Source organism: Niveispirillum irakense DSM 11586 (assembly GCF_000429645.1).
Taxonomy (GTDB): domain Bacteria; phylum Pseudomonadota; class Alphaproteobacteria; order Azospirillales; family Azospirillaceae; genus Niveispirillum; species Niveispirillum irakense.
This window is the reverse complement of record NZ_AUCG01000022.1, coordinates 371,083-397,993: the sequence shown is the minus strand read 5'-3', so window position 1 is coordinate 397,993 and position 26,911 is coordinate 371,083. Positions and strand designations below refer to the sequence as shown.

At 62.7% G+C, this 26,911-nt stretch carries 24 protein-coding genes, 1 tRNA gene and 1 rRNA gene; 23 read left to right on the top strand and 3 right to left on the bottom strand.

Annotated features, from left to right (window positions below):
- The first annotated feature begins 28 nt into the window (after positions 1 to 28).
- Positions 29 to 143, top strand: a 5S ribosomal RNA gene (rrf, locus tag G473_RS0112370).
- Between the two features lie 97 nt (positions 144 to 240).
- Positions 241 to 317 (top strand) — tRNA-Met (locus tag G473_RS0112365).
- 86 nt (positions 318 to 403) lie between these two features.
- On the opposite strand, the gene G473_RS26690 is transcribed toward G473_RS0112365, so the two are convergent.
- Together G473_RS26690 and G473_RS29290 are read right to left on the bottom strand one after the other, a co-directional pair.
- On the bottom strand, positions 404 to 1,855 hold the full coding sequence (locus tag G473_RS26690) for a DUF6880 family protein (RefSeq protein WP_051330210.1): 1,452 nt from the start codon (positions 1,853 to 1,855) through the stop codon (positions 404 to 406).
- Positions 1,856 to 1,915: 60 nt separating this feature from the next.
- On the bottom strand, positions 1,916 to 2,629 hold the full coding sequence (locus G473_RS29290) for an AraC family transcriptional regulator (RefSeq protein WP_084438043.1): 714 nt from the start codon (positions 2,627 to 2,629) through the stop codon (positions 1,916 to 1,918).
- Positions 2,630 to 3,140: 511 nt separating this feature from the next.
- On the opposite strand from G473_RS29290, the gene G473_RS31210 reads away from it, so the two are divergent.
- From G473_RS31210 to rlxS, 21 genes are all read left to right on the top strand, one after another.
- Positions 3,141 to 3,530, top strand: a complete 390-nt coding sequence (locus G473_RS31210; RefSeq protein WP_425411575.1) for a transcriptional regulator domain-containing protein — start codon at positions 3,141 to 3,143, stop codon at positions 3,528 to 3,530.
- A 16-nt stretch (positions 3,531 to 3,546) separates the two neighbouring features.
- The gene (locus G473_RS31085; protein ID WP_035706826.1) at positions 3,547 to 3,945 is read left to right on the top strand and encodes a DUF2285 domain-containing protein; all 399 of its coding nucleotides are present in this window, start codon (positions 3,547 to 3,549) and stop codon (positions 3,943 to 3,945) included.
- 99 nt (positions 3,946 to 4,044) lie between these two features.
- A complete protein-coding gene (locus G473_RS29285) occupies positions 4,045 to 4,533 on the top strand; it encodes a thermonuclease family protein (RefSeq protein WP_154667385.1) in 489 nt (162 codons plus the stop codon).
- An 84-nt stretch (positions 4,534 to 4,617) separates the two neighbouring features.
- The gene (locus G473_RS0112335) at positions 4,618 to 5,814 is read left to right on the top strand and encodes a hypothetical protein (RefSeq protein ID WP_029013346.1); all 1,197 of its coding nucleotides are present in this window, start codon (positions 4,618 to 4,620) and stop codon (positions 5,812 to 5,814) included.
- Between the two features lie 95 nt (positions 5,815 to 5,909).
- Entirely contained in the window at positions 5,910 to 7,940 is a 2,031-nt protein-coding gene (locus G473_RS0112330) for a ParB/RepB/Spo0J family partition protein (RefSeq protein WP_029013345.1), read from the top strand.
- 62 nt (positions 7,941 to 8,002) lie between these two features.
- Complete coding sequence (locus tag G473_RS0112325) at positions 8,003 to 9,001, top strand: DUF7146 domain-containing protein (RefSeq protein ID WP_154667384.1); 999 nt, start codon at positions 8,003 to 8,005, stop codon at positions 8,999 to 9,001.
- Positions 9,002 to 9,256: 255 nt separating this feature from the next.
- A complete protein-coding gene (locus tag G473_RS0112320; RefSeq protein WP_029013343.1) occupies positions 9,257 to 10,201 on the top strand; it encodes a DUF2493 domain-containing protein in 945 nt (314 codons plus the stop codon).
- 530 nt (positions 10,202 to 10,731) lie between these two features.
- The gene (locus G473_RS29280; RefSeq protein ID WP_029013342.1) at positions 10,732 to 11,307 is read left to right on the top strand and encodes a restriction endonuclease subunit S; all 576 of its coding nucleotides are present in this window, start codon (positions 10,732 to 10,734) and stop codon (positions 11,305 to 11,307) included.
- Positions 11,304 to 12,692, top strand: coding sequence for an HsdM family class I SAM-dependent methyltransferase (locus G473_RS0112305; RefSeq protein ID WP_029013341.1), 1,389 nt, complete (start codon positions 11,304 to 11,306; stop codon positions 12,690 to 12,692). The genes G473_RS29280 and G473_RS0112305 overlap by 4 nt, the downstream gene beginning before the upstream one ends.
- A gap of 132 nt (positions 12,693 to 12,824) precedes the next feature.
- The gene (locus tag G473_RS0112300; RefSeq protein WP_029013340.1) at positions 12,825 to 13,787 is read left to right on the top strand and encodes a toll/interleukin-1 receptor domain-containing protein; all 963 of its coding nucleotides are present in this window, start codon (positions 12,825 to 12,827) and stop codon (positions 13,785 to 13,787) included.
- 1 nt (position 13,788) lies between these two features.
- A complete protein-coding gene (locus tag G473_RS0112295; protein WP_051330207.1) occupies positions 13,789 to 14,271 on the top strand; it encodes a hypothetical protein in 483 nt (160 codons plus the stop codon).
- 103 nt (positions 14,272 to 14,374) lie between these two features.
- Positions 14,375 to 15,919, top strand: a complete 1,545-nt coding sequence (locus G473_RS0112290; protein WP_029013338.1) for a type I restriction-modification system subunit M — start codon at positions 14,375 to 14,377, stop codon at positions 15,917 to 15,919.
- Positions 15,920 to 15,923: 4 nt separating this feature from the next.
- The gene (locus tag G473_RS29925; protein ID WP_161630980.1) at positions 15,924 to 17,219 is read left to right on the top strand and encodes a restriction endonuclease subunit S; all 1,296 of its coding nucleotides are present in this window, start codon (positions 15,924 to 15,926) and stop codon (positions 17,217 to 17,219) included.
- Complete coding sequence (locus G473_RS0112280; protein WP_029013336.1) at positions 17,216 to 20,440, top strand: type I restriction endonuclease subunit R; 3,225 nt, start codon at positions 17,216 to 17,218, stop codon at positions 20,438 to 20,440. The genes G473_RS29925 and G473_RS0112280 overlap by 4 nt, the downstream gene beginning before the upstream one ends.
- Before the next feature lie 446 nt (positions 20,441 to 20,886).
- Positions 20,887 to 21,225, top strand: coding sequence for a DUF736 domain-containing protein (locus G473_RS0112275; protein WP_029013335.1), 339 nt, complete (start codon positions 20,887 to 20,889; stop codon positions 21,223 to 21,225).
- Between the two features lie 176 nt (positions 21,226 to 21,401).
- A complete protein-coding gene (locus tag G473_RS0112270; RefSeq protein WP_029013334.1) occupies positions 21,402 to 21,641 on the top strand; it encodes a helix-turn-helix transcriptional regulator in 240 nt (79 codons plus the stop codon).
- A complete protein-coding gene (locus tag G473_RS0112265) occupies positions 21,638 to 22,204 on the top strand; it encodes a S26 family signal peptidase (protein WP_245580051.1) in 567 nt (188 codons plus the stop codon). The genes G473_RS0112270 and G473_RS0112265 overlap by 4 nt, the downstream gene beginning before the upstream one ends.
- The gene (locus G473_RS26665) at positions 22,192 to 22,746 is read left to right on the top strand and encodes a lytic transglycosylase domain-containing protein (protein WP_051330206.1); all 555 of its coding nucleotides are present in this window, start codon (positions 22,192 to 22,194) and stop codon (positions 22,744 to 22,746) included. Before G473_RS0112265 ends, G473_RS26665 begins: the two co-directional genes overlap by 13 nt.
- 192 nt (positions 22,747 to 22,938) lie before the next feature.
- Positions 22,939 to 23,202, top strand: a complete 264-nt coding sequence (locus tag G473_RS0112255) for a hypothetical protein (protein ID WP_154667383.1) — start codon at positions 22,939 to 22,941, stop codon at positions 23,200 to 23,202.
- 286 nt (positions 23,203 to 23,488) lie between these two features.
- Positions 23,489 to 23,854: a hypothetical protein gene (locus G473_RS0112245; protein ID WP_029013331.1), complete on the top strand. Its 366-nt coding sequence runs from the start codon at positions 23,489 to 23,491 to the stop codon at positions 23,852 to 23,854.
- Positions 23,855 to 24,117: 263 nt separating this feature from the next.
- On the top strand, positions 24,118 to 26,106 hold the full coding sequence (rlxS, locus tag G473_RS0112240; RefSeq protein WP_029013330.1) for a relaxase/mobilization nuclease RlxS: 1,989 nt from the start codon (positions 24,118 to 24,120) through the stop codon (positions 26,104 to 26,106).
- A gap of 162 nt (positions 26,107 to 26,268) precedes the next feature.
- On the opposite strand, the gene G473_RS0112235 is transcribed toward rlxS, so the two are convergent.
- On the bottom strand, positions 26,269 to 26,880 hold the full coding sequence (locus G473_RS0112235) for a TetR/AcrR family transcriptional regulator (protein WP_210163305.1): 612 nt from the start codon (positions 26,878 to 26,880) through the stop codon (positions 26,269 to 26,271).
- Positions 26,881 to 26,911: the final 31 nt, after the last annotated feature.

Below are 26,911 nucleotides of genomic sequence, written 5' to 3'. Positions count from 1 at the left end.
CACAAAACCAATCCCTGTTACGCGCCGACCTGGTGGTCATAGCGAGGGCCCCCCACCCGATCCCATCCCGAACTCGGCCGTGAAACCCCTCTGCGCCAATGGTACTTTGTCTTAAGGCACGGGAGAGTAGGTCGCCGCCAGGTCCGCTCGTAACAGGTAAATCACGATACCAGAACCAAACGCCCCTCGGCATATCGCCAAGGGGCGTTACCTTTTGCGGGCCGCAAAACGGCCCTCTGACGCGGGGTGGAGCAGCCCGGTAGCTCGTCAGGCTCATAACCTGAAGGTCACAGGTTCAAATCCTGTCCCCGCATCCAAACAAAAGCCGCTGAACTCGTAAGAGATCAGCGGCTTTTTGCTGCCCGCAAAAACCACCCCAAAACATCGCCTAGCTACCATATAGCTACCAGATGAAAGTGAAAATGAGCGTAGTTGGCGCCATGCGACGCCGCTGCGGCCGCTCATTTGACGAGGCTCCAGAAGCCCAGCTTGCGGCCATGGGCATTTTTGATCTGCTCCCGGTACGGACATTGTCGGGCAGGGACTGCCAGCCGGTGACCTGTTGGGCGAGCCGGTCAAGATGGCTCAGATACTTCGCCCCATGCCCATAGGCGGGTGATTTGGCGCGGGCCAGGATGTCGTCCAGCAAGGCGCGGTAGAGCACGCTCGCCGCCAGCGGGTGCTGATCGGCTAAGGCTTCGGCCGCTGGCACCAGCGTGCCGTAAAGTCGCCCGGACCAGACAGAATGCCGTCCCACCACCAAGTCCGAGGCCAGGTCCAACGCCGGCCAATCCAGGCAGAACTGCAGGGCGCTGCTGAAATACGGGCTGGCGGCGACATGGGCCAGGGCGCGCGCCGTCTCCTCGCGGTCGTTGAAATCCTCCAGCTTAGCGATGTAGTCGCGCAGCAGGCTGGCATCCAGGGACTGGGCGAACTGCGACCAGCGCAACGCCTGCGCGGCTGTCCGGTCGCCCAGGACTTCCAGGATGCGCGCTTCCAGTTTGACCTGATCGCGGTCAGCCCTTGGCGCAACACCGGCCCCGTAAAAATCGTCCGACAGGTCGCGGGGTATTGATCGGGGGGCTGCTTTGCGGACCCATTCCAATGCCTCGCTAGCCCGTTTAGCCTCCAGCAGCTTGGCGGCAATGCGCAACGGCTCGCGCCGATGCTCCGGCAGGCGGGCTTCCAGGGCGATGTAATGATCCAGGTTGCCCATGGCATCGGCAATGGCCTGCCGGATCTGGATGACCCGGCCATATTCGTCTGGCGTGGCCTTGGACAAACCCTTCTCCCAATCAGCCAGGATCGCCGGCGGCAGCAGCGGGGCCGTAGCGATGGCCAGCGCCGGGATCAGCCCATGGCTGTCGCGGGTCAGGGCCTCGTCCAGCAGGTCTGGCAGACTGGCGCGGTCAGGACCCGGCATCTGCTCCACAATGCGCGGCAGGATTTCACTGCCCCGCCAATAGACGGCTTGGATACGCCCGGAACTATCATCGATCCGATTGAACAGGGAACCGTGGCCGGCGATGAACCGGATCAGGCGTTGCGCTGCCATCAGGGGAGATAAAGGGGCAAGCTCACGTTCGATACTGTCGACCAAGGCATCGAGATCAGCAGCCAGCGCGCGTTCCTTTTCCCACGGCACCATGGCCTTGGCGCGATCCAGCGCGGAAAGCCGCCGGTCGATGAGCTTGGCAACGGCGGTTGGTCCTTGGCCACCGGCCAGCGCCGCCGTGACTCGCCGCGCAAAGGCGGGGCTTTCCGCGGCCTCGTCCAGAATCAATTGCGCCAGCTTTTCCGCGCCCAGGGCTACCAGCCCGGCCAGGGTCAAGGGGGAACGCGGCGCCATCATCATTCTCCGACTGGGTACTCCTCCCCATATGGCAGAAACCGTCCATGGAGCGCCAGCCTTCTGCTACAGCCGATCCCGCCGCCATTGCGAGGGCGTTGTCCCCGTCGCCTTGTGGAAGTTGCTGGTGAAATGGCTGGGCGTGGCAAAGCCGAGCGCCATGGCAATGTCGGTGATGGACATGACTGGATCAAGCAACAGCGCCTTGGCACGTTGCAATCGCTGCTGGGCGATATAGCGGAGAGGGGACACACCCAGGCTGGCCCGGAAGGCACGGCCAAAATGGTCAGGGCTGAGATCAATTTCCGCTGCGAGCCGTTCAAGGGTCAGATCGTCCTGGAGATGGGCGTCGATGTAGGACAGCACCCGCCTTTGGCGCGAAACGCCCAGGCCACCATTGACAGCCGGTGGTCCAGGTTTGCTGCCGAAGATCTCCAACAATCTCCCGACCAGCAGCACACAGGCCAGCGTCAGGGTCCCAGCAGATGTCGATTGTTCCAGTCCTTCTTTGAGGATTTCGAGAATGTATCCAGTCCGCGTATCCTGGATATCGAGCTGCGCCGGCATACTGTCGAGGATTTCGACGGTACCCTCACAGGCGGGGCCGGTGATGAAACCAACATCCAGTGCCACGATGAACACCGGCTGCCGCCCGGACCACGAGACCTGAATGATGCGTTCAGGCGGCGTCAGATGGATCTGTCCTGGTTTGACGCGATGCAGAATGGCAGAAACCTGATCAACCGGATGCCACCGCAACGTAAAAGGGGGGGCCATCATGCTGGATCAGCGTCAGCTGTGGGGACCCAAGTTTTGCGTCCGCGCATTCATCCAGCAGATAGCGTCCAACGACGTAGCCGTCGTGCCTGACACGATGCAGCGATTGGATGCCACGGGGTAATCTGTCGGATTGGAAGTCTATGAAGCTGTGTGCGTCCATGAGAATCTCCTTATATAGATATACGGCGGCCTCCCTTCTTGTTTTGATTGATGTTTGCCGGCACTAAAGGCGAAATTGAGTCCAAAGCAGGTAAATGCTATATAGACTGAATGAGTATATTCGATTGAGTTATCATTAGTTCTTCTTGTTAAATTTTGTGACCAAATTACTTGTAATTTCATTATTTTTGGCTCTACGCGATTCAGCGGAATTTTGATAGTCATGCCGTTTTCGTGAAAGTTTTCCGGGGAAATCGTATCGATAATCATCGATACGGCCAGCTTGGCAGTTGGCGGTATTGTTCCACCGCTGTGCTTTATCGAGGCACAGCCTGTTGGGAGGTGGCACCCCATGCAGATCAGGAGCCCGGTTGACGCCGCGTTATCTGTGCCGGATTGGCAGGATGGTGCGGCTTATCAGTCATTGCAGCACATGGACCGGCCCGGTTGGGCTTGGCAATGGCTGAGGCGAGATGGTGGTTTCAAAGAAGCGCTGAAATCCAGCACCTGCCTGACAAGCATGGACCGTACCGTGGTGCGATTGGACGCCGCCTCTCATGCGATGACCTGGGGGTTGATGTTTCGCCCACATTACCAGCGATGCCAAAGCCTACTGGCAACCCGAAGCATGCCCGTCGGTTCTTGCGGTCGCAGCCGAGCCAGCGAAAGCTGCGACGGCGACGGACGACCTGTTCGACCTGGAAGCGGTTCGGACCCTTGCAACCGTCGTCACGGAACCTGACGGGGCCGAGCATCTGATGCTATCGGATGGCTTTCGGCATCTGCAGCTCCGGGTGATAGGGGGGACGCTTCTCGACGGCCCGGTGCGCCTCCGCTGCACGTTGACCGGGTTGCAGGAGATTGACCGCAAAGTGCTGTCCCTGCGCCGTTTGTGCCTGTGCTGCCGGTTGCGTCGAATGCCCCGCAGCCTGTACGCGCCAGAGCCCCAGGCTGGGCGCTGGATCGACAAACTACGGGCGGTGGATGCCGCCAACGCGGGCGCGTCCCAGCGGGAAATTGCCGTCACGCTCTTTGGGGAAAGGCGTGTTGCCGCCGAATGGTCGTGCGGATCGGACTGCCTGCGGCTGCGGGTCCAGCGGCTCATCCGGGAGGGACGGCGGATGGTGCGGGATGGCTACCGGGATCTGCTGGCCTGACGGGCCAGAGTCAAAGGCTGGCAGGCGTGGGTGTCAGGGTCTGGGCTGGAGAAGGTCCGGCCCCTTCACCGCAACCATGATGTGACGGAGGGCTTTGCCATGAAGCTGTTCAAGATCGGATTGTCCGTGCTGGTTCTGCTTGGCATCGGCACGGGCGCTTTCATCTACTGGCCCGAGGGGCGGGTGGAACAGGAGGGACCGGCCACGGTCATCGCGGCCGATCTGATTGAGATTGCCGGTGTTCGCCACCGGCTGGCCGGTATCGTGGTGCCGCTGCCCGACCAGCAATGTTTGGATCGAAAGGGTCAGTCTTGGCCCTGTGGTCAGCAGGCGGTGGAAGGGTTGCGCAAGCTGGTCACCGGCACGCCGGTCCTTTGTCGACCCCGGCCGGGCAAGGCGGACCTGTCCGATTGCTATGTCGGTGGCAAACATCTGTCGGAACGTATGGTCTGGGCGGGGTGGGCCTTGGCCTGCCGGTACGGTACTGCCGATTTCAGCGGTTCGGAAAGCTCCCCCCGCTTTATCGCCGTGGGTCTGTGGCGGGGCGGGTTTGAGCCCCCGACACCGTTGGATCAATGTCCCCGGTGAGCCAGTAAAGTCAGAGGCGGCCTGGGATTTCGTGACGGGTTGGGCTGGAGGAGTGGCCTTCGGCACCCGTCATGGAGATGTGCCATGACCCAGGTGGAAATCCTCGACAATCCCCGTGATGCCGCGCGCGGCTACCGGGTGGATGTGAACCGTGGCCAGCGCAACAGCCGGGTATCGTCGGAATGGTTCTCCCGGCCCGATGATGAGCGCTTCCTGTCCCTGTCCGACCTGTATGCGTCGGTCAAGACCCGCACGGATCGCAGCCGCACGCGTACCCTGGCCAGCGCTGATATCAAGGTGGAGGCGCGCAGCGACGCGCCGGAACGGCTGTCGCTGCTGCTGCCGGGGGGTGAACGCCCCGTGGCACCCACCCATTGGAGCTTCGGGCAGTTGGCCGGGCTGGTGGGCGCACCCGCCGCCTATCTGCGGCAGCTTCCGGCAGCACTGGCCGGGATCAACTTGCAATATGGGCTGACCGCGCATCGGGCCGAGCAGGTCAAGACCCTGGAGATCGAAGACGGTCGCGTTGAGCTGCGCGCTGTCACCGGCCCCGATTATGGCCGCATCTTTGATCATGAGTTGGTCGAGGCGGTGCAGCGCATTGCCGGCAATGGCACCGGCGATACGCGTTGGAAGGTGCCGGGCGTGCTGGACTGGTCGACCGGCATCTATCATCCGCGCGTGGACATTACCCGCGACACGACCACCCTCTATGCCAGCGACCGTGACGTCTTCCTGTTCCTGGTCGATGATATGAATCCCATCGAGGCCGGGCGACTGCCCGATGGGTCGCCGGACCTGTATTTCCGGGGCTTCTATTGCTGGAACAGTGAGGTGGGCGCCAAGACCCTGGGCATGGCCAGCTTCTATCTGCGGGCCGTGTGTCAAAATCGAAACCTATGGGGCGTGGAGGATTTCCAGGAGATCACCATCCGCCATTCCAAATATGCCGCCTCCCGCTTTGCCCATGAGGCCGCACCCGCCCTGACCCGCTTTGCCAATTCCTCCCCCATGCCCTTCATCAACGGCATCAAGGCATCGCGTGAACAGATCGTCGCCCGCAGCGATGATGACCGGGAGGCGTTCCTGCGCAAGCGCGGCTTTTCCAAGGCTGAGACGTGCAAGATCATCGAAACCGTGCTGGCGGAAGAGGGGCGCAAACCGGAAAGCATCTTTGACTTTGTCCAGGGCATCACGGCGGTCGCCCGCGACAAGCCGCACCAGGATGCGAGGTTGGATATGGAGGCCAGGGCCAAGAAGCTGCTGGACCGGGTTGCCTGACCGGTGGCGCGGGTAGAGGCAGAGGAGGCTGGGGCCTTCGTGACGGGTGATGAGACGGGAGAGAGGCTTCCATCCGCCCGTCATGGAGAAAACCCATGGCCACGAAAGCAGCCGACAAGATCATCCTGAGCCGGTCCCAGGATATCCCCTTCAACAAGCTGGTCCTATCCCAGGCCAATGTCCGCCGCGTCAAGGCGGGCGTGTCCATTGCCGATCTGGCCGAGGACATTGCCCGCCGTACCCTGCTGCAAAGCCTTTCCGTCCGGGCGCAGTTGGATGACCAGGGCCAGGAGACGGGCATCTACGAGGTGCCCACCGGTGGGCGGCGCTACCGGGCGCTGGAACTGCTGGTCAAGCAGAAGCGTCTGGCCCGCAACGCCCCCATCCCCTGTGTTATCCGTACCGAGGGGCTGGGCGAGGAGGACAGTCTGGCGGAGAACCTGCAACGGGTGGCGCTGCATCCGCTGGATCAGTTCCGCGCCTTCCAGACCCTGATGGACAAGGGCCTCAGCGAAGAGGACATCGCCGCCCGCTTCTTTGTCACCCCGGCGGTGGTGAAACAGCGTCTGCGGCTGGCGTCGGTTTCGCCCAAGCTGCTGGAGATTTATGCCGAGGATGGCATGAACCTCGACATGCTGATGGCGTTCAGCGTCAGCGACAGCCATGAGCGGCAGGAACAGGTTTGGGCCTCGCTGACCCAGCCCTGGCAGAAGGAGCCCTACCACATCCGCCGTGCCCTGACGGCCAGCAGCATTCCGGCCTACGACAAGCGTGCCCGCTTTGTCGGGCTGGACGCCTATATCGCCGCCGGCGGCCCGGTGATGCGCGACCTGTTCACGCCGGACGAGGGTGGCTGGCTGGGCGATGTGCCGCTGCTGGAACGGCTGGTGTCGGAAAAGCTGGCCAAGGCCGCCGAGGGGGTGATGGCGGAGGGCTGGAAATGGGTCGAGGTGAATGTCGATTTCCTCTATGGCCACACCGTCGGTCAACGCCGCCTGAAGGCTGAGATCGTCCCCCGGACGGAGGAAGAGGAGGCGCGATACGCCGAATTGACGGCCGAGTATGAACGGCTGGCCGAGGAGCATGATACGGGCGAGCACCTCCCCGAGGAGGTCGATCAGCGCCTGACGGCCCTGTCGGCTGAAATCGCCCGGTTGGAAGAGCGCCCTGAGCGTTTTGACCCTGAGGAGATGGCGCGTGCCGGCTGCAATGTCCGGGTCAACGCGGAAGGGGAATTGCGGGTGGAACGCGGTTTCGTTCGCCGTGAGGATGAACCGCCGGTGGAGGAGGTGCCTGCTGACGCTGATGGGGCGACGGCGGAATGTGATGTCACCCAATCCGCCGCTGCCCACACCGCCTATACCGGCACCAGTGTTAGCCAGGAAGCGGAACCCGAGGATGAGGGCATGAAGCCCTTGTCCGACCGGCTGGTCATGGAACTCACCACCCATCGCACGCTGGCCCTGCGGGATGCGTTGGCGCGGGACCCGGACACGGCGTTTCTGGCCGTGCTGCATGTGCTGTGCCTGGAGACCTTCTATCCCGGCTCCTATGCCAGTTGCCTGGAAATCAGCGCCCGCGGCACGGTACCGGTGCTCCAGGAACCCAGCCTGCGCGACTGTGCCGCTGCCACAGCCCTGGTGGACCGGCATGAGAACTGGCGGCGGCAGATGCCGGCGCGGGCCACCGAACTGTGGGATGTGCTGGTGGGCTTTGATGCCGACAGCCGGTCGGCCCTGTTCGCGCATTGCGTGGCAGGCACGGTGAATGCCGTGCATGAGAACTGGAACCGCCACAATGGCCGACTGAACCATGCCGATACGCTGGCCGGCGTTCTCGACCTGGATATGACCGCCGCCGGGTGGGTGCCCACGGTGGACAACTTCCTGGGCCGCGTCACCAAGGCCCGCATCCTGGAAGCCGTCCGGGAAGCGAAGGGAACCGACGCAGCCCAGCGCATCGAACATCTGAAGAAGCCCGACATGGCGGCCCACGCGCAGGAACTGCTGGCGGGCACGGGCTGGCTGCCGGAATTGCTGCGCAAGCCGGGTCAGCCGAAGGCGGAAGTTGTTACGCCTGAGGATGACGCCGCTGCCGATGCCAGCCTGCCTGTCGCGGCGGAATGAACTGACATTCTCCACCCTTGGCCCGGCCACAGTGCCGGGCCTTTCCTATGGGGAGGTGTCCCATGGAAAGTGCTGGCGATCTGTCCCGCCGCTTGGCCTGCGACGCTGAAGCCATCTGTCGTCAGTTTCTGCCCAATGGGCGGCGGCAAGGGCGTTATTGGCTGGTTGGCGATGTGCAAGGCCATCGCGGCCGCAGCCTCTATGTCCGCCTGACAGGTCCCCGTGCTGGGTCCTGGACCGACGCCGCCACGGGCGAGCATGGTGACCTGCTGGACCTGATCGCCCTGAACCGGGGCCTGTCCATCTTTGAGGCCATGGCGGAGGCACGGGCGGTTCTGCGCCTGCCGCTGCCGGTCAGCGGAGCTGTCGCCGCTGCCATGGCCCCCACGGGTTCGCCCGAGGCCTGTCGCCGTCTGTTTGCGGCCAGCAAGCCTTTGCCGGGCACCCTGGCGGAACGCTATCTGGCCAAGCGCGGCATTGTCCTGTCCTACCCTGAACCGGCCCTGCGCTTTCATCCGCGTTGCCATCGCCGGGAGCCGTCCGGCACCATCAGCCTGCCCGCCTTAATCGCCGCCGTCACCGACGATGGCGGCCACGTCACGGGCTTGCACCGAACCTGGCTCAGCCTAGCCGGGGACAAGGCCGCGCTGGATGATCCCCGCCGTGCGATGGGGCATCTGCTGGGCAATGCCGTGCGCTTTGGCCCCGTCGGCGCCGTCATGGCGGCGGGGGAGGGGCTGGAGACGATGCTGTCGTTGCGCCAGGCCTTGCCCTTGCTGCCAGCCGTTGCGGCCCTATCCGCAGCACACCTCGCCGCCTGGACCTTTCCAGTGCTGCTGCGTCGGCTCTATGTCGTTTGCGATGCCGATGCGGCGGGGGAGTGGGCTTTTGCCCGGTTGTCGTCGCGCAGTCACGCTGCCGCGTTGACAGTCCTGCCCCTCCGGCCCCGGCTGGACGATCTCAACAGCGACCTGATGGCCTATGGGCTGATGGCGCTACGCGAATGGATCGTCCCGCAACTGGCTGAGGGCGATATAACCACCTTCCTGCCCTGCGGATAGGGCCCTGGCATCCGCCGCCTCGGGAGCGAATGGGCCTATACGGCGCACAGCATCGTCATGCCACCCGTAAAGGGCGGGCCGCGGGGAGGCGGCCTTCCAGGTTGGGGATCTGCCAGGGTCACCCGGCCCCGCAACGGCCAGAGGCCGTCCTCCGCTGGCGCTTCGGCCCGCAAGGGGTGCGGGGCTGGGCTTAACCCTGGCGGGCGCTCCCCAGGAAGGCCGCGACCGGCGCGGCCCACATATCCGGTGACCGCCATGCTGACCAGCCGCACGACATCTCCATACCCCGCCACCGACGGCCTTACGGAGGCTACCTCTTCCGCCCATCTGCTGGAGGAATTGCAGCTCTACGGCTATCGCCCGTTCCAGGACGAACCCGACCCGCGCCCCTTGCCCGAGGCCGATCAGGCCAGGGCCGAGATCGGGGCCTGTCTGGAGACGCTGGCCGGTCTGCTGACCGGCACCCGGCTGGAGGATGACCTGGACGACCTGCTCTGGGCCTGCGTCAATGTCTTTCACCGCCGTATCGGCAGCCTGGAGCGCGACCTGGACACCAACGAGCAGGCCCAGCAGCGCAGCCAGACCGAACAGGACGGCTCGGAAATCCGTTCCGTCGAACTGGAACGCCTGACCGCCGAAGGGCTGGGCCTGATCGAACGCCGCAACGCCTTCGAGTTCTTCCGCGACGCTGCCGCCGAGATGTACGAAGCCCTGACCGGCTCCACCTGGCGCCCGCGCCAGGGCTCCCAGTTAAACCACCGCACCCTGACGGCGGCGATCATCGACAGCCGCGACCATATCGCCGCCCGCCGCCATGCCGACACCAACCTGCTGCTGCCCCCCGGCCCCAAGGTGGCCTTTACCGGCGGGGTCGAGTGCAACGATGTCGACCGTATCTGGGCTGCGCTGGACAAGGTCCACGCCAAACATCCCGACATGGTCCTGCTGCATGGCGGCAGCCCCAAAGGTGCCGAACGCATCGCCGCCTGCTGGGCCGAGAACCGTCGCGTTCCCCAGATCGTCTACAAGCCCGACTGGACCCACCACAAGAAGGCGGCCCCCTTCCGTCGCAACGACCAGATGCTGGAAACCCTGCCCATCGGCCTCATCGCCTTTCCAGGTTCCGGCATCACCCAGAACCTTGCCGACAAGGCCCGCAAGATGGGCGTTCCCGTCTGGCGGTTCGGGGAGGGGGGATGAGGCATGCGATCGCTTCAGCAGCATCACAGGTCACCGCGGCAAGCCGGGAGACGCAGAGCGCCCCCTGGCTTGCCCCGCCCCTGGCTGGCTCAGAACCAGCCTTGCGACAAAACCCACTCCAGGAGTCTGATCACTAACTCGACCAGGAGCTGGAGCAGGATATCCATGACTTTGCGCATGGTTATCTCCTCAATTGGGTTGACTTACGTCTGTTGGGCCCCCAGCTTCCTTGGTGCATATTGTTGGCCATTGGGAAACTGGTGGCACCCTTTAGCCCCGCTGCGATCGCTGCGGGGCATTTTTCTGCGCTCACGGGCGCCCTGCTGATGTCACTACATTCTCTCCTCCCTTTTGCGCCTAATCTTCCTAAGGCAATTGGACCTGTGATATGGGGCCGGTGTTCGCTCCCTTGTGTCACTTTGCCGACGCGTTCACAGTTATGCATGGCAACGAGCCAGCGCAAGGGGGTATTGGCAGCCTAGAAAAATTTTTTGAGATATAGTATGCTTAGGTCAAACAGGAGGTGCGGGATGACCGTCGTGACTGTGGGCGACATTGCCAAGGTGTTCTTGGGTGTGAATCTGGGGCGCCTATCTAAGGGAACCAAGGCTGAGGATGTTCCGCTGATCAATATCAAGGACATGGTCAACGGGGGGCTGACCTCACCAGCCAGCTTGCAGTTGGTGCAGCCTGCTGAACAAGAGCATTATCGGCTGCAAAAGGGCGATGTGCTTGTTTCGGTTCGTGGGACGTTGCTGAAAACGGCGCTGGTAGCCGAAGAGCATGTCGGTGCCTACGCATCGGTGAACATCGCGATAGTTCGGCCTAGCCGTTCGATTCGACCGGAAACACTTCTGGCGCTGTTCCGGTCCGCACGGGTCGAACAGCTCCTGCGTGCCGAGACTGTTGAGTCTGTGATGCCCGGGCTCCATCTGAAGTCCCTGGAAAATATCAGGTTTTACCTTCCCCCTCTCGAACACCAAGCCCAACTGGCCTCTCTGCTTGCTGCTGCTGAGGAGCAGTACCGTGTAGGCCTCGCCCTTATTGAGGCGCGCCGCGCCGCTGCAATGGACGTGATTGATCGCACCCTGGAGCCCGCAGAATGAGCGATCTGTCGACCATACGTGAGCTTGATGCCGCTCTCGCCTTCATGACGAAGGTTGCGCAGCAGAGCGGACAATCGACGCGGGGCCTGGGGGCCTTGGCGGCCCTCAGCCTGATGGCGGCGCGTGCGCAATGTGAACGCCACGATCCCGCCGACTGGTACAAGCTGCAGCAGATGGTGCGTGAGGAGGCAGACGGCTCATCGCGTCAGATTCATCAAGCCATTCTCCGTCCCCTGAACCAACTGGTGCCAACCGACCACGCAATCCGGCTGGTATCGCTCATCTTGGCTACGGGAAGGATGACGCTGAGGGCCTGGGTTGATCACCTTGGTTCGCTGTGTGTCGGATCGACACCGCAGGCGCAGGGCCTGTTTGCACAATGGATCGATAGTGCCATCGAAAAAGTCAGTGATGAGGCTGTCGAACTCGGCCACCTGCACACGCCGGCGAATGTGGTTCATACAATTGTCGATCTTGTCTGGCAGCCTTCGGCAGCAACCATCCTTGATCCGGCCTGCGGCACCGGCGCGTTCTTGGCCTCGGCATTTTCTCGGACACAGACGGGTAACGATCACAACCGTCTTCATCTGGTTGGGGTTGAAATCATCCCCGACATAGCCGCTGTCGCCACCCTGAGACTTTGCCTGATGGGCGCGTTTGATCCGACGGTGATTTCTGGTGCCCGGCAACCGGGCAGCGGCGAGAAATTCGATCTTATCCTGTCCTCTCCCCCTTTTGGGGTGAACATGTCCAAGGCGGAACTCGACGCCTTGAACTTGCAGGATGCCTTCAGGGATTTGTCCAAACTGCGCGCTGAGTCTGCCTTTGTTGCTTATGCGGCAGACCGGCTCACGCCTAAAGGCCGCGCGGCCCTGTTGATACCGCCGGGCTTTCTGTATCGGGAGGATGACGGAAAGGTCCGCCGCGAACTGGCGTCGCGGCACCAGGTGGCGGGCGTGGTCATGCTGCCGAAGGGCGTGCTGGCACCGGCGACGAAACTGGCACCTGCGGTCATCCTGCTTCGCGGGCGCGCGGCCAATGCGGATCAGAAAACCGTTTTCGTCGATGCCACGCAGCTTGGCCGCAAGGAACGCCGCCGTCATGTGCTGGGCGATGGTGATCGTGCGGCCATCGCGGAAACGGTGAAGACAGGACGGCCCGCGTCTGACCAGATCAAGGTCACCCTTGTCGATGATCGCCGGTTGCGGGATGAACGCTACGATCTGCGTCCAGAGACCTACCTGCGTGAGCAGGCAGAACAGGTGCATCGCCGTCCGCTTGCCGAACGATTGGCAGAGGTCGCCGACCTGGAGACACGCTATGCCGATCTGGCCCGCACCACCGACGACCTGATCCGCCGTCTCTCCGGTCCGGGTGCGGTGTAGGGTTGGTCAGTGCAATTGGTTGCACATCACACTCGATCACCCTTGTGGCAGCAGCCTATGGCGTATTACCATTCTTGGCTGCATTGCCCGGTGTGTAAACCACAATAAAGCAAACGGTTTGGAGAGCGCCCCTTGGTCTCGGTCTTCTTTTCATATTCCCATGCTGACGAGGCGCTGCGCGACCAGTTGGAAAAGCAGCTTTCCATGCTGAAGCGCCAGGGGGTGATTTCTGTCTGGCATGATCGGCGGATTATTGCCGGACAGGAGATTGATCACGCCATCAGTGACAATCTGGAGACTGCCGACATCATCCTGCTGCTGGTCAGCCCGGATTTCCTGGCGTCTGATTATTGCTATGACCGGGAGATGACCCGCGCCATGGAGAGGCACGCGGCGGGAGTGGCGGTTGTCATCCCGGTGATCCTGCGTGCCTGCGACTGGCACCATGCCCCGTTTGGAAAGCTGTTGGCCACGCCCACGGATGGCAAGCCCATCACGCTATGGCCGGATCGGGATCAAGCCTTTCTGGAGGTGGCGCGCGCTATCCGCCGCGCGGCGGAAATGCTGAGGCCGAAGCAACCGACGGTGCGCCCCGCCGTGCCCCCCGCGTCACCACCCCTGTTAATCGCGCCAAACCATGCCCCGCGTTCCAGTAACCTGCGGGTGACGAAGCAATTCACAGAGCGGGATAAGGACGCCTTCCGTGTCGAGACGTTTGACTATATCGCCCGCTATTTTGAGAACTCGCTCAACGAATTATCCAAACGCAATCCGGGTATTGATGGCAATTTCCGAAGGATTGATGCCAACCAGTTCACGTCGGTCATCTATCGCGACGGACGCGCCGTTGCGCGCTGTTCCATCTTCATGGGGATGCGCGGCTTCGGTGGCGGCATCGCCTATGCCAACAATGATTCCGGGGCCGGCAATTCGTTCAATGAGAGCCTGACGGTTGAACATGACGACCAGTCATTGTTCCTGAAGTCCTTGGGTATGAGCATGCGGGGAACCGCCGACCAGAAGCTGAGCCAGGAGGGGGCGGCGGAACTGTACTGGGCCATGTTCATTGATCCGCTGCAAAGAGGAGTTCGTTGAAATGACGATGCTGGAAGGGGCGGAGTTTTCGGTCGGGTCTTTGGGTCATTTCGATGGGCTTTGCCTCATCGTGCCCAGGACAGAGTATGAGAGGTTGATCTTGGCGGCACCCGGAGAACCCCAGAAAGCCGTCTTCCTGGATGGTCAACATTCTTTCCGTGGGTTTACGCCTTCTGGGAGAAATTGGGAGGGCATCGTTGTTCCCAATATCCGGGTCGAAGTCGACCTTTCCAGTGCTGTCAGCATAAATAGGCATGATGCCCCCATAGGAACCATTGTTCGCGAGGAGGACTTCCTCGCAATTCTGGCCGGTATTCAGGGCTCCTACGGTTTTATGGAGCCACACAAGATACCTTTGCTCAGTGGCCTTCCGCCGTGCCAAGGCGATTCCTCCGTCGGCTTCCATAAATGGCAGATCGTTTTGGGTGAAGGCCAGGCCAAGCGGGTTCTGCGGACGTTTGACGTTACGCCACCCAAGCCTTGAACTGACCGGCGGCATTCCGCGCTACCCCACCATACCACCCCCCTTGCACGCCCAACGGGTTGCGCGCCATAGTCCGCCGTCCGTCAGACAGGAGCCTTTGCCCGTGCCCGCCGATTTGCGTGAGATTGACCAGACCCTGTGGAAAGCCGCTGACAAGCTGCGGGCCGATGCGGGGTTGAAGCCGTCGGATTATGCCTATCCGGTGCTGGGCTTGCTGTTCCTGCGTTATGCCGAATCCCGCTTCAATGAGATGGCGCGGACCCTGAAGCCCGCCGCAGGGTCGCGGCGCAGCATCGGGCCGGCGGATTTCATCAGCCGGGGCGTGATCTATCTGCCGGAGGATGCGCGCTATTCCCGGCTGATCGCCCTGCCGGAGGGGGACAATCTGGGCAAGGCGTTGAACGAGGCCATGACGGCCATCGAACGCGACAACAGCTATCTGGCCGACGTGCTGCCCAAGACCTATCAGGGGCTGCCGAAGGAAACGCTGCGCGAGTTGCTGAAGCTGCTGCACCCGCTGGATATTGCCGGTGACGCCTTCGGTCAGGTCTATGAATATTTCATGGGGGCCTTCGCCATGGAGACGATGCAGAAGGGCGGGGAGTTCTACACGCCGTCCAGCATCGTCAAGCTGATCGTGGAAATCATCGAGCCCTATCATGGCCGTATCCTGGACCCGGCCTGCGGGTCGGGTGGCATGTTTGTGCATTCGGCGGATTTCGTGAAGGCGCATGAACGGTCGCCGCAGAAGGAACTGTCGATCTATGGTGTGGAGCTGTACCGCGACACGCTGCGCCTGGCCCGCATGAACCTGTCCGTGCATGGGCTGACGGGGGAATTGGCGGAAGCCAACAGCATGTATGCCGACCCGCACCGGTTGACGGGCCGGTTCGATTTCGTCATGGCCAACCCGCCCTTCAACGTGTCGGGGCTGGATCGTGAACGGCTGCTGGGCGGGGCGGCGCGGTTCCCCTTTGGCGTGCCGACCACGGACAATGCCAATTACCTGTGGATCCAGCTATTCTATTCCGCCTTGAACGATACTGGTCGGGCCGGCTTTGTCATGGCCAACAGCGCGTCCGACGCGCGGGGGCGGGAGGCGGAAATCCGCCAACGGCTGGTGGAAAGCGGGGCGGTGGATGTGATGGTCGCCGTCGGCACCAATTTCTTCTACACCGTCACCCTGCCGGTGACGCTCTGGTTCTTTGACAAGGGCAAGGTGGGGACGGACCGGGAGGATCAGGTCCTGTTCATTGATGCCCGCCACACCTATCGCCAGATCGACCGGGCGCACCGGGATTTTGAGGGCTGGCAGGTGGAATTCCTGGCCAACATCGCCCGCCTGTGGCGCGGGGAGCCGTGCGAGGCCCTGCGTGGCAGTGCGGCCGCCCTGCGGGACCATTTCCCCGATGGCCGGTATCGCGACGTGCCGGGCCTGTGCAAGCTGGCCAGCCGAGCGGAGATCGCCGCCCAGGGCTGGAGCCTGAACCCCGGCCGCTATGTCGGCGTCGCTGCCGGGGCCAAGGACGAGGTGGATTTCAAGGAACGGCTGGAAGCGTTGCAGAAGGAACTGGAGGTTCTGAATACCGAGGCAGCGGGGCTGCAGGCGAAGATCGCGGCGAATGTGGCTGAGTTGTTGGGTGTGTGAGGTGATGGCTATGTTCCAAACGGAATTCACTATTGCTGAGATCGCAGCCAACGAGAAAAATGCGCTGAACGGTGGACCGTTCGGCTCTAAGCTCGTATCTTCTATGTATGCGGAGAAAGGTGTTCCTGTAATACGTGGTAATAACCTTCCGTTTGATAAGAAATTCCATGATGGTGATTTTGTATATGTTACTAAGGAGAAGGCAAAGGAACTTCGGGCGCACATTGCGCGCCAAGGTGATGTGATATTTACCCAGCGTGGGACGCTGGGTCAAATTGGCATAATACCAAATTATTCAATTTATGATGAGTATGTCGTATCTCAAAGCCAAATGAAGCTTACAGTTAATAGTGAAATTGCTGATTATTTGTATATTTATTATGCGTTTCGGTCCCCTGTGATTATGGGTAATCTTATTTCATGTGCTTCTTCGTCAGGTGTTCCTCATATAAATCTTCAAACCTTGAGAGATTTTCGGCTGCACTTACCACAAATCTCAATCCAGCGGAAAGTTGCCTCAATCCTCACCGCCTACGACGACCTGATCGAGAACAACACGCGGCGGATTGCGATTTTGGAGGAGATGGCGCGGCGGTTGTTTGAGGAATGGTTCGTCCTCTACCGCTATCCCGGTGCGGGTGACGCGCCAGTCGATGATCAGCTTCCCGACGGTTGGGTGCGGGAGCCGATCAGCCGTTTGTATCAGGGGTTGTTTGATGGGCCACACGCAACGCCCGCCCCGGCGGAGAATGGTCCGATCTTCCTTGGCATCGGCAATGTCACCGAGGCGGGGCACCTCGATCTGTCAAAGATAAGGCATATTGCGGAAGAAGATTTCCCGAAATGGACCAAGCGTGTAACGCCTGCCGAGGGTGATATCGTCTTCACCTATGAGGCAACGCTGAACCGTTACGCCCTGATCCCGCCGGGTTTCAACGGCTGCCTTGGGCGGCGTATGGCATTGATCCGCACCGCACCGGAGCACAGGATCAACCTGTTCCTATACTACTACTTTTTCTCGCAGCAGTGGCGTGACGTGGTGCAAGCCAATATATTGTCCGGCGCCACGGTTGATCGTATCCCGCTGACCAGCTTTCCGTCATTTCCCGTGAACCGTCCGCCGGACGGGCTGATCCACCAGTTTGATGATCTTGTCCGCCCCATGGTTCAACAGACGCAAAACCTACAGCAGCAAAACACCCGCCTCCGCGCCGCCCGCGACCTGCTGCTGCCCAAGCTGATCTCCGGCGAGATCGATGTTTCGCGCGCCCCGCTGCCGCTGGAGATTGCCGCCGAATGACGCCGCCGCCCCGGTTCCCCGCCATGGATTACGTGCAGCCCGACCGGCTTCATGCCGGGTTGGGGGAGGGTGATCTGGTAGAGGATGCGGCGCTGGACCTGTTCACCGGCCTGGGCTGGCAGACGGCCAATCTGTTTGAGGAACGGTTCGGCCCCGAGGGGACGATGGGCCGCCGGGGGCGGCGGGATGTGGTGCTGCCCAAGCCGTTGATGGCGGCCCTGGCACGGTTGAATCCGGGGCTGGACCCGGCGGCGTGGGAGCTGGCGGCGGCGGAACTGACCCGCGACCGATCCGCCATGGACCCGGTGGCCGCCAACCGGGAGGTCTGGCGCCTGCTGCGCGATGGCGTTCCCGTGCGCACGCGCGGCCCGCAGGGGGAGATGGTGGATGAGTTGGTGCGCCTGATCGACTGGCGCTGCCCCACCGCCAATGATTTCCTGCTGGCCCGGCAGGTGTGGTTTGCCAGTGACCTGTGGGAAAGGCGGGCCGATCTGGTCGGCTTCGTCAACGGCATTCCGTTGCTGTTTGCGGAGCTGAAGGGGCTGGGGCGGCCCCTGCGCGCGGCGTTTGATGAGAATTTGCGCGATTACCGCGACACGATCCCGCGCCTGTTCGATTTCAACGGCATCACCCTGCTGTCCAACGGGATGGAGGCGGTGATCGGCGCCAGCCATGGCGAGTTCGGCCATTTCAAGCCCTGGAAACGGGTGGCGGATGAGGGGGAGGAACCGCGCCCCGGCCTGGAAACCGCCATCCGCGCCGCCTGTACGCCCGACCGGCTGCTGGACCTGATCGAGAATTTCACGGCGTTTGAGGAGACGCCGGGCGGGCTGGTGAAGAAGATCGCCCAGAACCACCAATATCTGGGCGTCAACAAGGCCGTGGCTCGCCTGATGGCCCTGCGCACGCCCCTGGCGGGCCAGCCGGCCCCGCGTGAGGCCGCGCGGCTGGGCGTGTTCTGGCATACGCAGGGCAGCGGCAAAAGCCTGTCCATGCTGTTCTTCACGGAAAAGATCCATCGCACCCTGCCGGGCAACTGGACCTTTGTTATCCTGACCGACCGCACGGAACTGGACGACCAGATATCCGCCACCTATGCCGCCGCCGGGGCCGTGAAGAAGGACCTGGAGGCCGTGCAGGCCCATGACCGGGAGCATCTGAAACAGCTGCTGCGCGGGGATGAACGCTATATCTTCACCCTGATCCAGAAATTCTCCACCGCCGGCAAGGGGGAGGTCTATCCGCGCCTGTCCGACCGGTCCGACATCATCGTCATCACCGATGAGGCGCACCGCAGCCAATATGACCAACTGGCCCTGAACCTGCGCCGCGCCCTGCCCAACGCCGCCTTCCTGGGCTTTACCGGCACGCCCTTGATGGAAGGCGACCAGCCGACGCGCGAAGTGTTTGGCGACTATGTCTCCATTTATGATTTCGGGCAGTCGGTGGAGGATGAGGCGACGGTGCCGCTTTATTATGAAAAGCGGGTGCCGGAGGTGCATATCATCAATGACAGCTTCAAGGAGGAGCTGCAGGACATTATCGACGATGCCGCCCTGGATGAGGATCAGGAACGCCAGCTTGGCCGGTCGCTGGGGACGCTGTACCAGTTGATCACCAACCCCGACCGGCTGGACAAGATCGCCGCCGATCTGGTGCGCCATTTTGCCGGCCGGGGTTATCGTGGCAAGGCCATGGTGGTGGGGATCGACAAGGCCACGGCGGTGCAGATGCATGATCTGGTCCGCAAACATTGGGACGCATTGATCACGGCGGAGGCGGCGAAGCTGGCCCATGCCCCGGCGGATCAGCAGGCACCCATCGCCGACAATCTGGCCTGGCTGCGGGAAACCGACATGGCGGTGATTGTCAGCCAGGGTCAGAACGAAGTGGCGGAACTGGCTGCGCGCGGGCTGGATATCCGGCCGCATCGGGCGCGGATGCAGGCGGGCGATCTGGACGCGGATTTCAAGAAACCGGACCATCCGCTGCGCCTGGTGTTTGTCTGCGCCATGTGGATCACCGGCTTTGATGTGCCGACCTGTTCGACCATCTATATCGACAAGCCGATGCGCAATCACACCCTGATGCAGACCATCGCGCGGGCCAACCGTCGCGCGCCGGGGAAGGAAGCCGGGCTGATCGTCGATTATGTCGGGGTGTTCGCCAATCTGCAAAAGGCCCTGGCGCTCTATGCCCGGCCCAAACAAGGCGGTGGCGATGACCGCCCGATTGAGGATAAGGCCGCCTTGGTGGCGGTGCTGCGCGACAAGCTGTCGGTCGTCCGCCTGCTGGCATCTGCCGCCGGGGCCGGCCTGGACGCCATCTGGACCGCCAGCAAGCTGGACCGGCTGGCACGGGTGAAGGCGGCGGCCGATGCCCTGATCCACCCGGAAAACCGCCGTCAGGCCTTCCTGGCGCAGGCCAGCCTGATCCTGCGTCTCTATAAGGCCATCCTGCCCGACGAAGCGGCGTCAGATTTCACCCGCGATGTGGCGGCGGTCAGCATCGTGGCCGATACGATCCGGGCCAGCATCCGCCCCGATCCCGCCGAACTGGCCCGCGTGCGCGCGGAGATCGCGGCCCTGATCGAACGGTCCATCGCCGGGATCGACATCGAGGTGCCGGTGCGCGGTGCCGACGATCTGGATGAACTGTTCGACCTGTCTTCCATTGATTTTGAGAAACTGGCCGGCAAACTTTCCGGTAGTAACCGGCGTAGCAAGGCCGAAGCGCTGATCGCCGCCGCGCGCGCCAAGGTGGCGGAAATGGCGGCGGCCAACCCTTCCCGCCGCGATCTGGCCGACAAGCTGGAACAGCTTATCGCTGACTATAATGCCAACACCGTGTCGCTGGACGAGCTGTTCGACCGGCTGCTGGACTTTGTGCGCGAACTGGATGAGGAAACCCGCCGCTCCGCGCGGGAGCAGTTGAGCGAGGATGAACTGGCCGTGTTCGACCTGTTGGTCAAGCCGGGGCCGACATTGTCGCGGGCGGAAATCGTGCAGGTAAAGCGGGTGGCCCGCGACCTGCTGGCCCGGCTGAAACGGGAGACGGCGATCCTGGACTGGTGGCGCAAACCGTCGATGCGGGATCAGGTGCGTATCGCCATCGAGGAAGAGCTGGACAAGCTGCCCGAGGCCTTCATCCAGGATATCTGGGAGCGAAAGGTTCAGGATACCTTCCGGTTTGTCTATGAACGGCAGCCGACAATGCACTGACCGGGCCAGTTGCTGCCACGCACTGGCCGAGTCTTCCGATCTGCATCTTTCCGTCCCGATTGCGGCGGAGGTGACAGAGCTGGGCTCTATCTTTTCTCGTGCTTTCGCCGAAAGAGCCGGTGGCATCTTTGCCAACTGTTGGCCTTGACCGCCTCCCTTCCGCCCGCAATCACAGCCCCATCCCCGCTGTCCTCCTGTTGGCGTAGAGCCCGCGGTGCCCGCGCCAACCCTGGGGATAGGAGAAAATTTCCCCTGCCGGAACCACCCCGCCGATGGGGCGGGGCCCCGGTTCCGGCATTCCGCGCGGAACAAATTTTCTCCACCCCAGGGTCCTCCACTGCGTTGCGGCCCTTCGCTTTGCTCGGGTGGCACTGGTCACCTTTGCGGTCTCTGACGCCGGGGACATCGCGGGGATGGTCCCGCGACCGCAGCGTAGGAGACAGATCATGGCCATCACCCTCGGCACCTTCACCAAGCTCGACGACGGCAGCTTCTCGGGCGTCCTCAAGACCCTCAACGTCACCGCTTCGCTCACCATCGTTCCGGTGACCAAGCTGTCCGACAATGCCCCCGACCACCGCGTCTTTGCCGGCAACGGCCAGCGCTACGAGGTCGGTGCCGGCTGGTCCCAGATCGCCAAATCCAGCGGCGAAACCTACCTGAATCTCAAGGTTGCTGCCCCGGAATTCGGTCCCCACTGGGTGCGTGCCCGCCTCGTCAAGCTGGAACATCCGGCCGATGACGGCAGCACCCATATCGCCCTGTGGGAGCCCCGCGACCGCTGATCCCGGCCTTTTCAGCCCCGTTCCGGCACCGCCGGGACGGGGCCTTTCGCCTGTTCATGGGGAGGGGGATCGGAAATCCAGGGGATGGATTTGCGAGCGTCCGCAACCACGCCCCCGTTCGCCATGCTCGCCCCATCTGCGGCGATCCCCGCCGCTGTCACCCGAGGAGCGGTGAGATGGAGGATGAGGTCAATCGGGCGGCAAAAGCCCGCAAAGGCAGCCCGTTTCTCAACACGGCACAGGCCGCGTTCTATATCGGCCTGTCGCATCGGACGCTGGAGAAGATGCGCCTGACGGGCGGCGGGCCACGCTTTCGCAAGCACGGGCGCTATGTCCGGTACCACATTGATGACCTGGATGCCTGGTCAGTGGGGGAGCGGCGCGACAGCACCTCCGACAAGGGGGATGCGTCATGACTTGCGCCCCGATGTCGCAACAGAAATCGCCCCGCCGCCCATCGCGTCGCCGCTTGTCTCGGGCGTCACGCCGCCGGGCGTTGTTGCTGGCAGGTGTTGCCCTGGCTGCGGTGGGCTTTTCGGTACTGGCTCGCCCCTTACCGATCCTTGTCTGGAACAGCAGCGCCTCTGCACCCATCGGCCTCTATCTTGTGCTGCCGGAAACCCGCCTTCGTCCTGGCGATTTGGCCCTGATAACACCGCCGGAGAGCATTGCCGAGATGGCGGCGCGGCGGAGCTATCTGCCGCGCGGTGTGCCGTTGATCAAGCAGGTGGCGGCCATGGGCGGGGATCACGTCTGCACCAAGGGGGACGTCATCACCATCAATGGCGATACGGTCGCCGTGCGTCAGAAGGCCGACAGGGCGGGCCGTCCGTTGCCCTGGTGGCAGGGCTGCCGGGTATTGTCGGCAGGAGAAATCCTGTTCCTGATGCCAGCGGCAGAATCCCTGGATGGCCGCTATTTCGGGCCGCTGTCGTCGGTGCATGTCATCGGTCGGCTGGTGCCACTATGGCTGCGCTGAAAGCGACCGGGCTGGCCTTCGCGCTACTGGCCACGTCGGTTGCCGGGGTTGCAGATGGTGCGTCTTACGATACCGCGGTGACCGCCGCTGCCCATCGTTTCAACCTACCACAGGACTGGATCAAGGCCGTCATCAAGGCGGAAAGCGCTGGTGATGCCAATGCCGTATCGGTCAAGGGCGCGCTGGGCCTGATGCAATTGATGCCGGACACCTGGGCCGAAATGCGCGACCGGTATGGCATCCAGGGCGATGTCCTGGACCCTGCCGCCAACGTCATGGCGGGCAGCGCGTACCTTGCCGAAATGCGCAACCGCTTCGGCTATCAGGGCCTCTTCGCCGCCTACAATGCAGAGCCCGCGCGTTATGAATCTCACCTCCGCGATGGTGTGTCATTGCCAGCTGAAACCCAGGCCTATCTGGGAAAACTCGACGCCAGATTGGGATTGCCAGCAGGCGGCACCAGTGGGCTGTTCGTGCCGTTGAACAGCCCTGACCGCCGTCTTTTCGCACCGCTGTCCAAGCGTCGGGGACCGGGGCGATAGACGGTTGAGCAGGGGGACTTCATCTCAGTCCGCCCATCGTACCAGCCGAGGTGCAGGACCCGTCAAGGATGCGCGGTCCCCCGGCTCCCCCGCGCCCCGCTTCGCGGTGCCTGCGGCCTCCTTGACCGGCCCCGCTCCGGCTGATGCCAGGCGCTGTCCTCGATGAGGGGGACGACAGCGATGGAGCAGATTATGGTGACCGAGACGACCGCGCCAATCCGTGGAACCGATGCCTATTGGCGTCAACGCCGCGACGCCTTTGCCCTTATTGAAAGTCTGGAGCAGGCCATCCGCATCCGCAATCAGGCACCGATGTATGTCGGATCAGCCGATGATCCCATCGAGAATATCGGGCCGTGGGACAGGGGCTGTCAGCTTCAGGATCAGGTCCGTCAGGACCCTTTGGCTATGGAGACCTTGGCCGCCCAGAAGCGGCTGACGCTTCTGACGGCATAGCGTGGCGGGAGCGGTGTCCATCGGATGCCGCTCCCTTTTCTAAGGTCTTCCAGTATCCCTGATCTGGCCCCTGAATGCGGCGGGGGAGGGGGTTCTCATCTCGGTCCGCTCATCGTACCAGCCGGGCAGCGGGGCCCGTCAAGGATGCGCGGTCCCCCCAAAATGCTAGGCATTTTGGCTCCCCCGCGCCCCGCGCTGCGGCGCCTTCGGCGTCCTTGACCGGCCCCTCTTCGGCTGGACGGGAACCTCGTCCTCGATCAGGAGGACGCCAGCAACGGAGGTTCCAATGTCGTTCATTGCAGCGCATCCCCAGGCCGCGATCGACCGTTTCGACGCCCTTGTCGATGACGTCCGGACCGAGTTCGGCAGCGACGGATTGATGGCCAATGTCGAGCGTTTTATCAGCGCCGAACGTCCCGAATTCATCTGGGATGGCCGCTTCCAGGAGCATTATCTGGGCGAATGGATGGGCGATGATGACGGTGCAGAAGGCCTGCACTGCATCCTGATCCTGAGCCATTTCCGCAGTGAATTCATCGTCGCCAGCTGCGTTGTTGATGGCGATGAACGTCTGCATTTCATGACCCGTCAGCGTGCCTATACGACGCGCGACGCCGCCGAGAAGGCCTTCCAGAGCGCCATCTGTCGATAGGCGGCGCTGATCCGGGAGCGGCGGTTCAGGCCGTCGCTCCCTTTCTTTCCAGCATGAGGGCGTAGAAGGGCGTGGATAAGCGCGGGTGCTGATCAGGGGTGCTGTAGGGCAAGATAAAACGGTGGCGCCAGCGCCCCCGTAACCCCCTGTCTGCACATCCTTTTTGGGGCCCTGCGGTGGCGCCAGGGCGGCGGGACCGGTGCCATTCTGGCACCAACCCGGCCCAGGGCCACTTTGCCAACCTCGGATCGGGAGAGACCGCGATGTTCGGCGATGATCATGATTTCCGCCCCCGTTTGGGCCGCATGCGCAGCGCCTCCGGGCGGCGGGGCAAACGCTTCCTGAACCGGGTGCTGCCGGCCACCGTTCTGGCCAGGGGTGGGCCGCTGAGTTTCACCCGACGGTCCGGTCGTTTCGATGGCAGCCGCATCGGGCGTGGTGCCGGTGTGGGCCGGGTGCTGGCGTCGCGCGACCAGTTCGCCGCCTGGCGGCAGCGGCGTGTGATCATCAAATCCCGGATCGTCAAACTGGCGGGCAAGGGCATGGCCGGTGCCCGTGCCCATCTGCGCTATATTCAGCGCGATGGTGTGACCCGTGAGGGACAGGCGGGCCAGCTCTATGGTGCCGACCAGGACAAACTGGACGGACAGGCATTCCTCGACCGCGCCGACGGCGACCGCCACCAGTTCCGTTTCATCGTCTCGGCGGAAGATGGCGACCAGTATGGCGATCTGAAGCCCCTTGTCCGCCGCCTGATGGTGCAGATGGAACAGGACTTGGACACACGGCTCGATTGGGTGGCGGTCGACCACCACAATACTGGCCATCCGCACAGCCACGTCATCGTCAGGGGGAAAGATGACCGCGGCAAAGACCTGATCATCGCGCGGGAATATCTGTCCCAGGGCATGCGCGAACGCGCCGCTGAGATCGTCAGCCTGGACCTAGGTCCCCGTACCGACCTCGAGGTCCAGGAAAAGCTGCGCCGGGAGGTGGAACAGGAACGGTTCACCGGCCTGGACCGGCGTCTGCTGTGGGACCGGGGGCCAGATCAACTGGTATCAGGAAGCGACCTGGACCCGTTTCAGCAGGCTCTGCGCACGGGCCGTCTGTGCAAGCTGGAGCGGTTGGGTCTGGCCGAGGACCTGGGCGCTGGTCAATGGCGGCTCGATCCTGACCTGGAAACCACCCTGCACCGCATGGGCGAGCGCGGCGATATCATCAAGACCCTGCATCGGGAACTGGCCGCGCAGAACCTGACCCGCACGCCGAATGACCTCATCATCCATGATCCCGGTGCCGCCAACGCTCCACCTCTCACCGGCCGTGTCGTCGCGCGCGGCCTGTCGGACGAGGTGAATGACCGCCACTATCTGATCATCGACGCCACCGATGGGCGCACCCATTATGTCGATATCGGCAAGGGCGACGCCACGGAGCCAACGCCTGTCGGCAGCATCCTCCGTGTGGAACCGCGTGCTACCGATCCTCGTCCGATGGACCGACGTATCATGGACATCGCAGCGGCCAATAATGGCCGATACAGCATCGACATCCACCTGCGCCACGATCCCACAGCCAGTGAAGCCTATGCCGACGCCCATGTCCGGCGGCTGGAGGCGATGCGCCGTCTGACCAACGCCGTCACCCGCGAACCGGACGGCACCTGGATCATCCAACCCGACCACCTGGACCACGTTGCCGACTATGAACGCACCCAGGCCCGGTTCAACCCGGTCACCGTTCGGGTTCTCTCCACCCTGCCACTGGATCAGCAGATCACCACCGACGGTGCCACCTGGCTGGACCGCGAGTTGGTTGCCAGCAACCCAGCGCCGCTGCGCGATGCTGGTTTCGGCCATGAGGTCCGCGACGCCCAGGACCGTCGGCGGCAATGGCTGATGGTCGAGGATCTGGCCCGCGAGGAACAAGGCCGAACCTTCTACCGCGCCGACCCGCTGGCGACCCTGCGGCGGCGGGAGCTGCTGCGGGTTGCTGGCCAACTGTCTGACGAGTTGGGTCTCCCTTATGCCAGCCTCTCCCGTGGCCAACCTGTCGAGGGTACCTATCGCCGGACCGTGACTCTTGCCAGCGAAAAGCTGGCCCTGATCGAGCGCAGCCGGGACTTCACCCTGGTGCCTTGGCGGCCTGTGCTGGACCGGCATCTTGGGCAGCCTGTGTCAGGGATCGTCAGCGGGGATGGCGTGACCTGGAACTTCGGGCGGCAGCGCGGCGGGCCGGTGATTGAGTGAGAAGAGATTTTACTCAGATGTAGACCTTCGGTTGCTCGTTCGCTTCATCCTGGGTGTGAACATGAGGGGTCGCAATACGCCAAACTGCGCCCCCGCTGAAGTAATCCGAAGGAAATCAGCATGATGGATCGCTGAGGAGCCATGACCTGCGGACCATCGTGATCACGAGACAAGCACCTGTTCGATCCCGGTATCAATCCAGGCGCGGGTCTGATCCAGGATTTCGTCAGAAAGAACGGGATCGTCGATGGCGCGTGCAAGGATGATGGCGCCCACCATCGCCGCCCAGCTTCCAATTGCCACCCGCCGGCGGTCAGCCGGATCCATATCCGGGAGAGCCTCTTCAATGCGGGTGATCTGTGACCTAAGGCCTTCCGTCATGGCTGTATGGGCCACTGGCTTCTGGTGGCGGATGGCGGCGGCGAGCCCGGCCGTTGGGCAGCCACCGGCCGGATTGTCGCGGTGACGTGGCGAAAGATAGGCATCGACGTAACGGCGAAAGTCGCCACCTTCACCGGTGTCCGCTGCCAGAACATGGGCAAGAGTCTTTGCGACCAGATCGTCCTTTGAGCTGAAATGTCCATAGAAGCCGCCATGCGTCAGACCGGCGGCTTTCATCACTTCCGACACGCTGACCGCATCGAACCCCTTCTCGCGGAACAGCTTGCTGGCAACGTCCAGAATCCGACGGCGATTCTCCGCCATCTGCTCTCGGCTGACGTTCATTTCAAATTTCTCCACGAGCCTCATTGACACAATCATGACGATCATCATATTTAGGCAATCATGATGATCATCATTATTA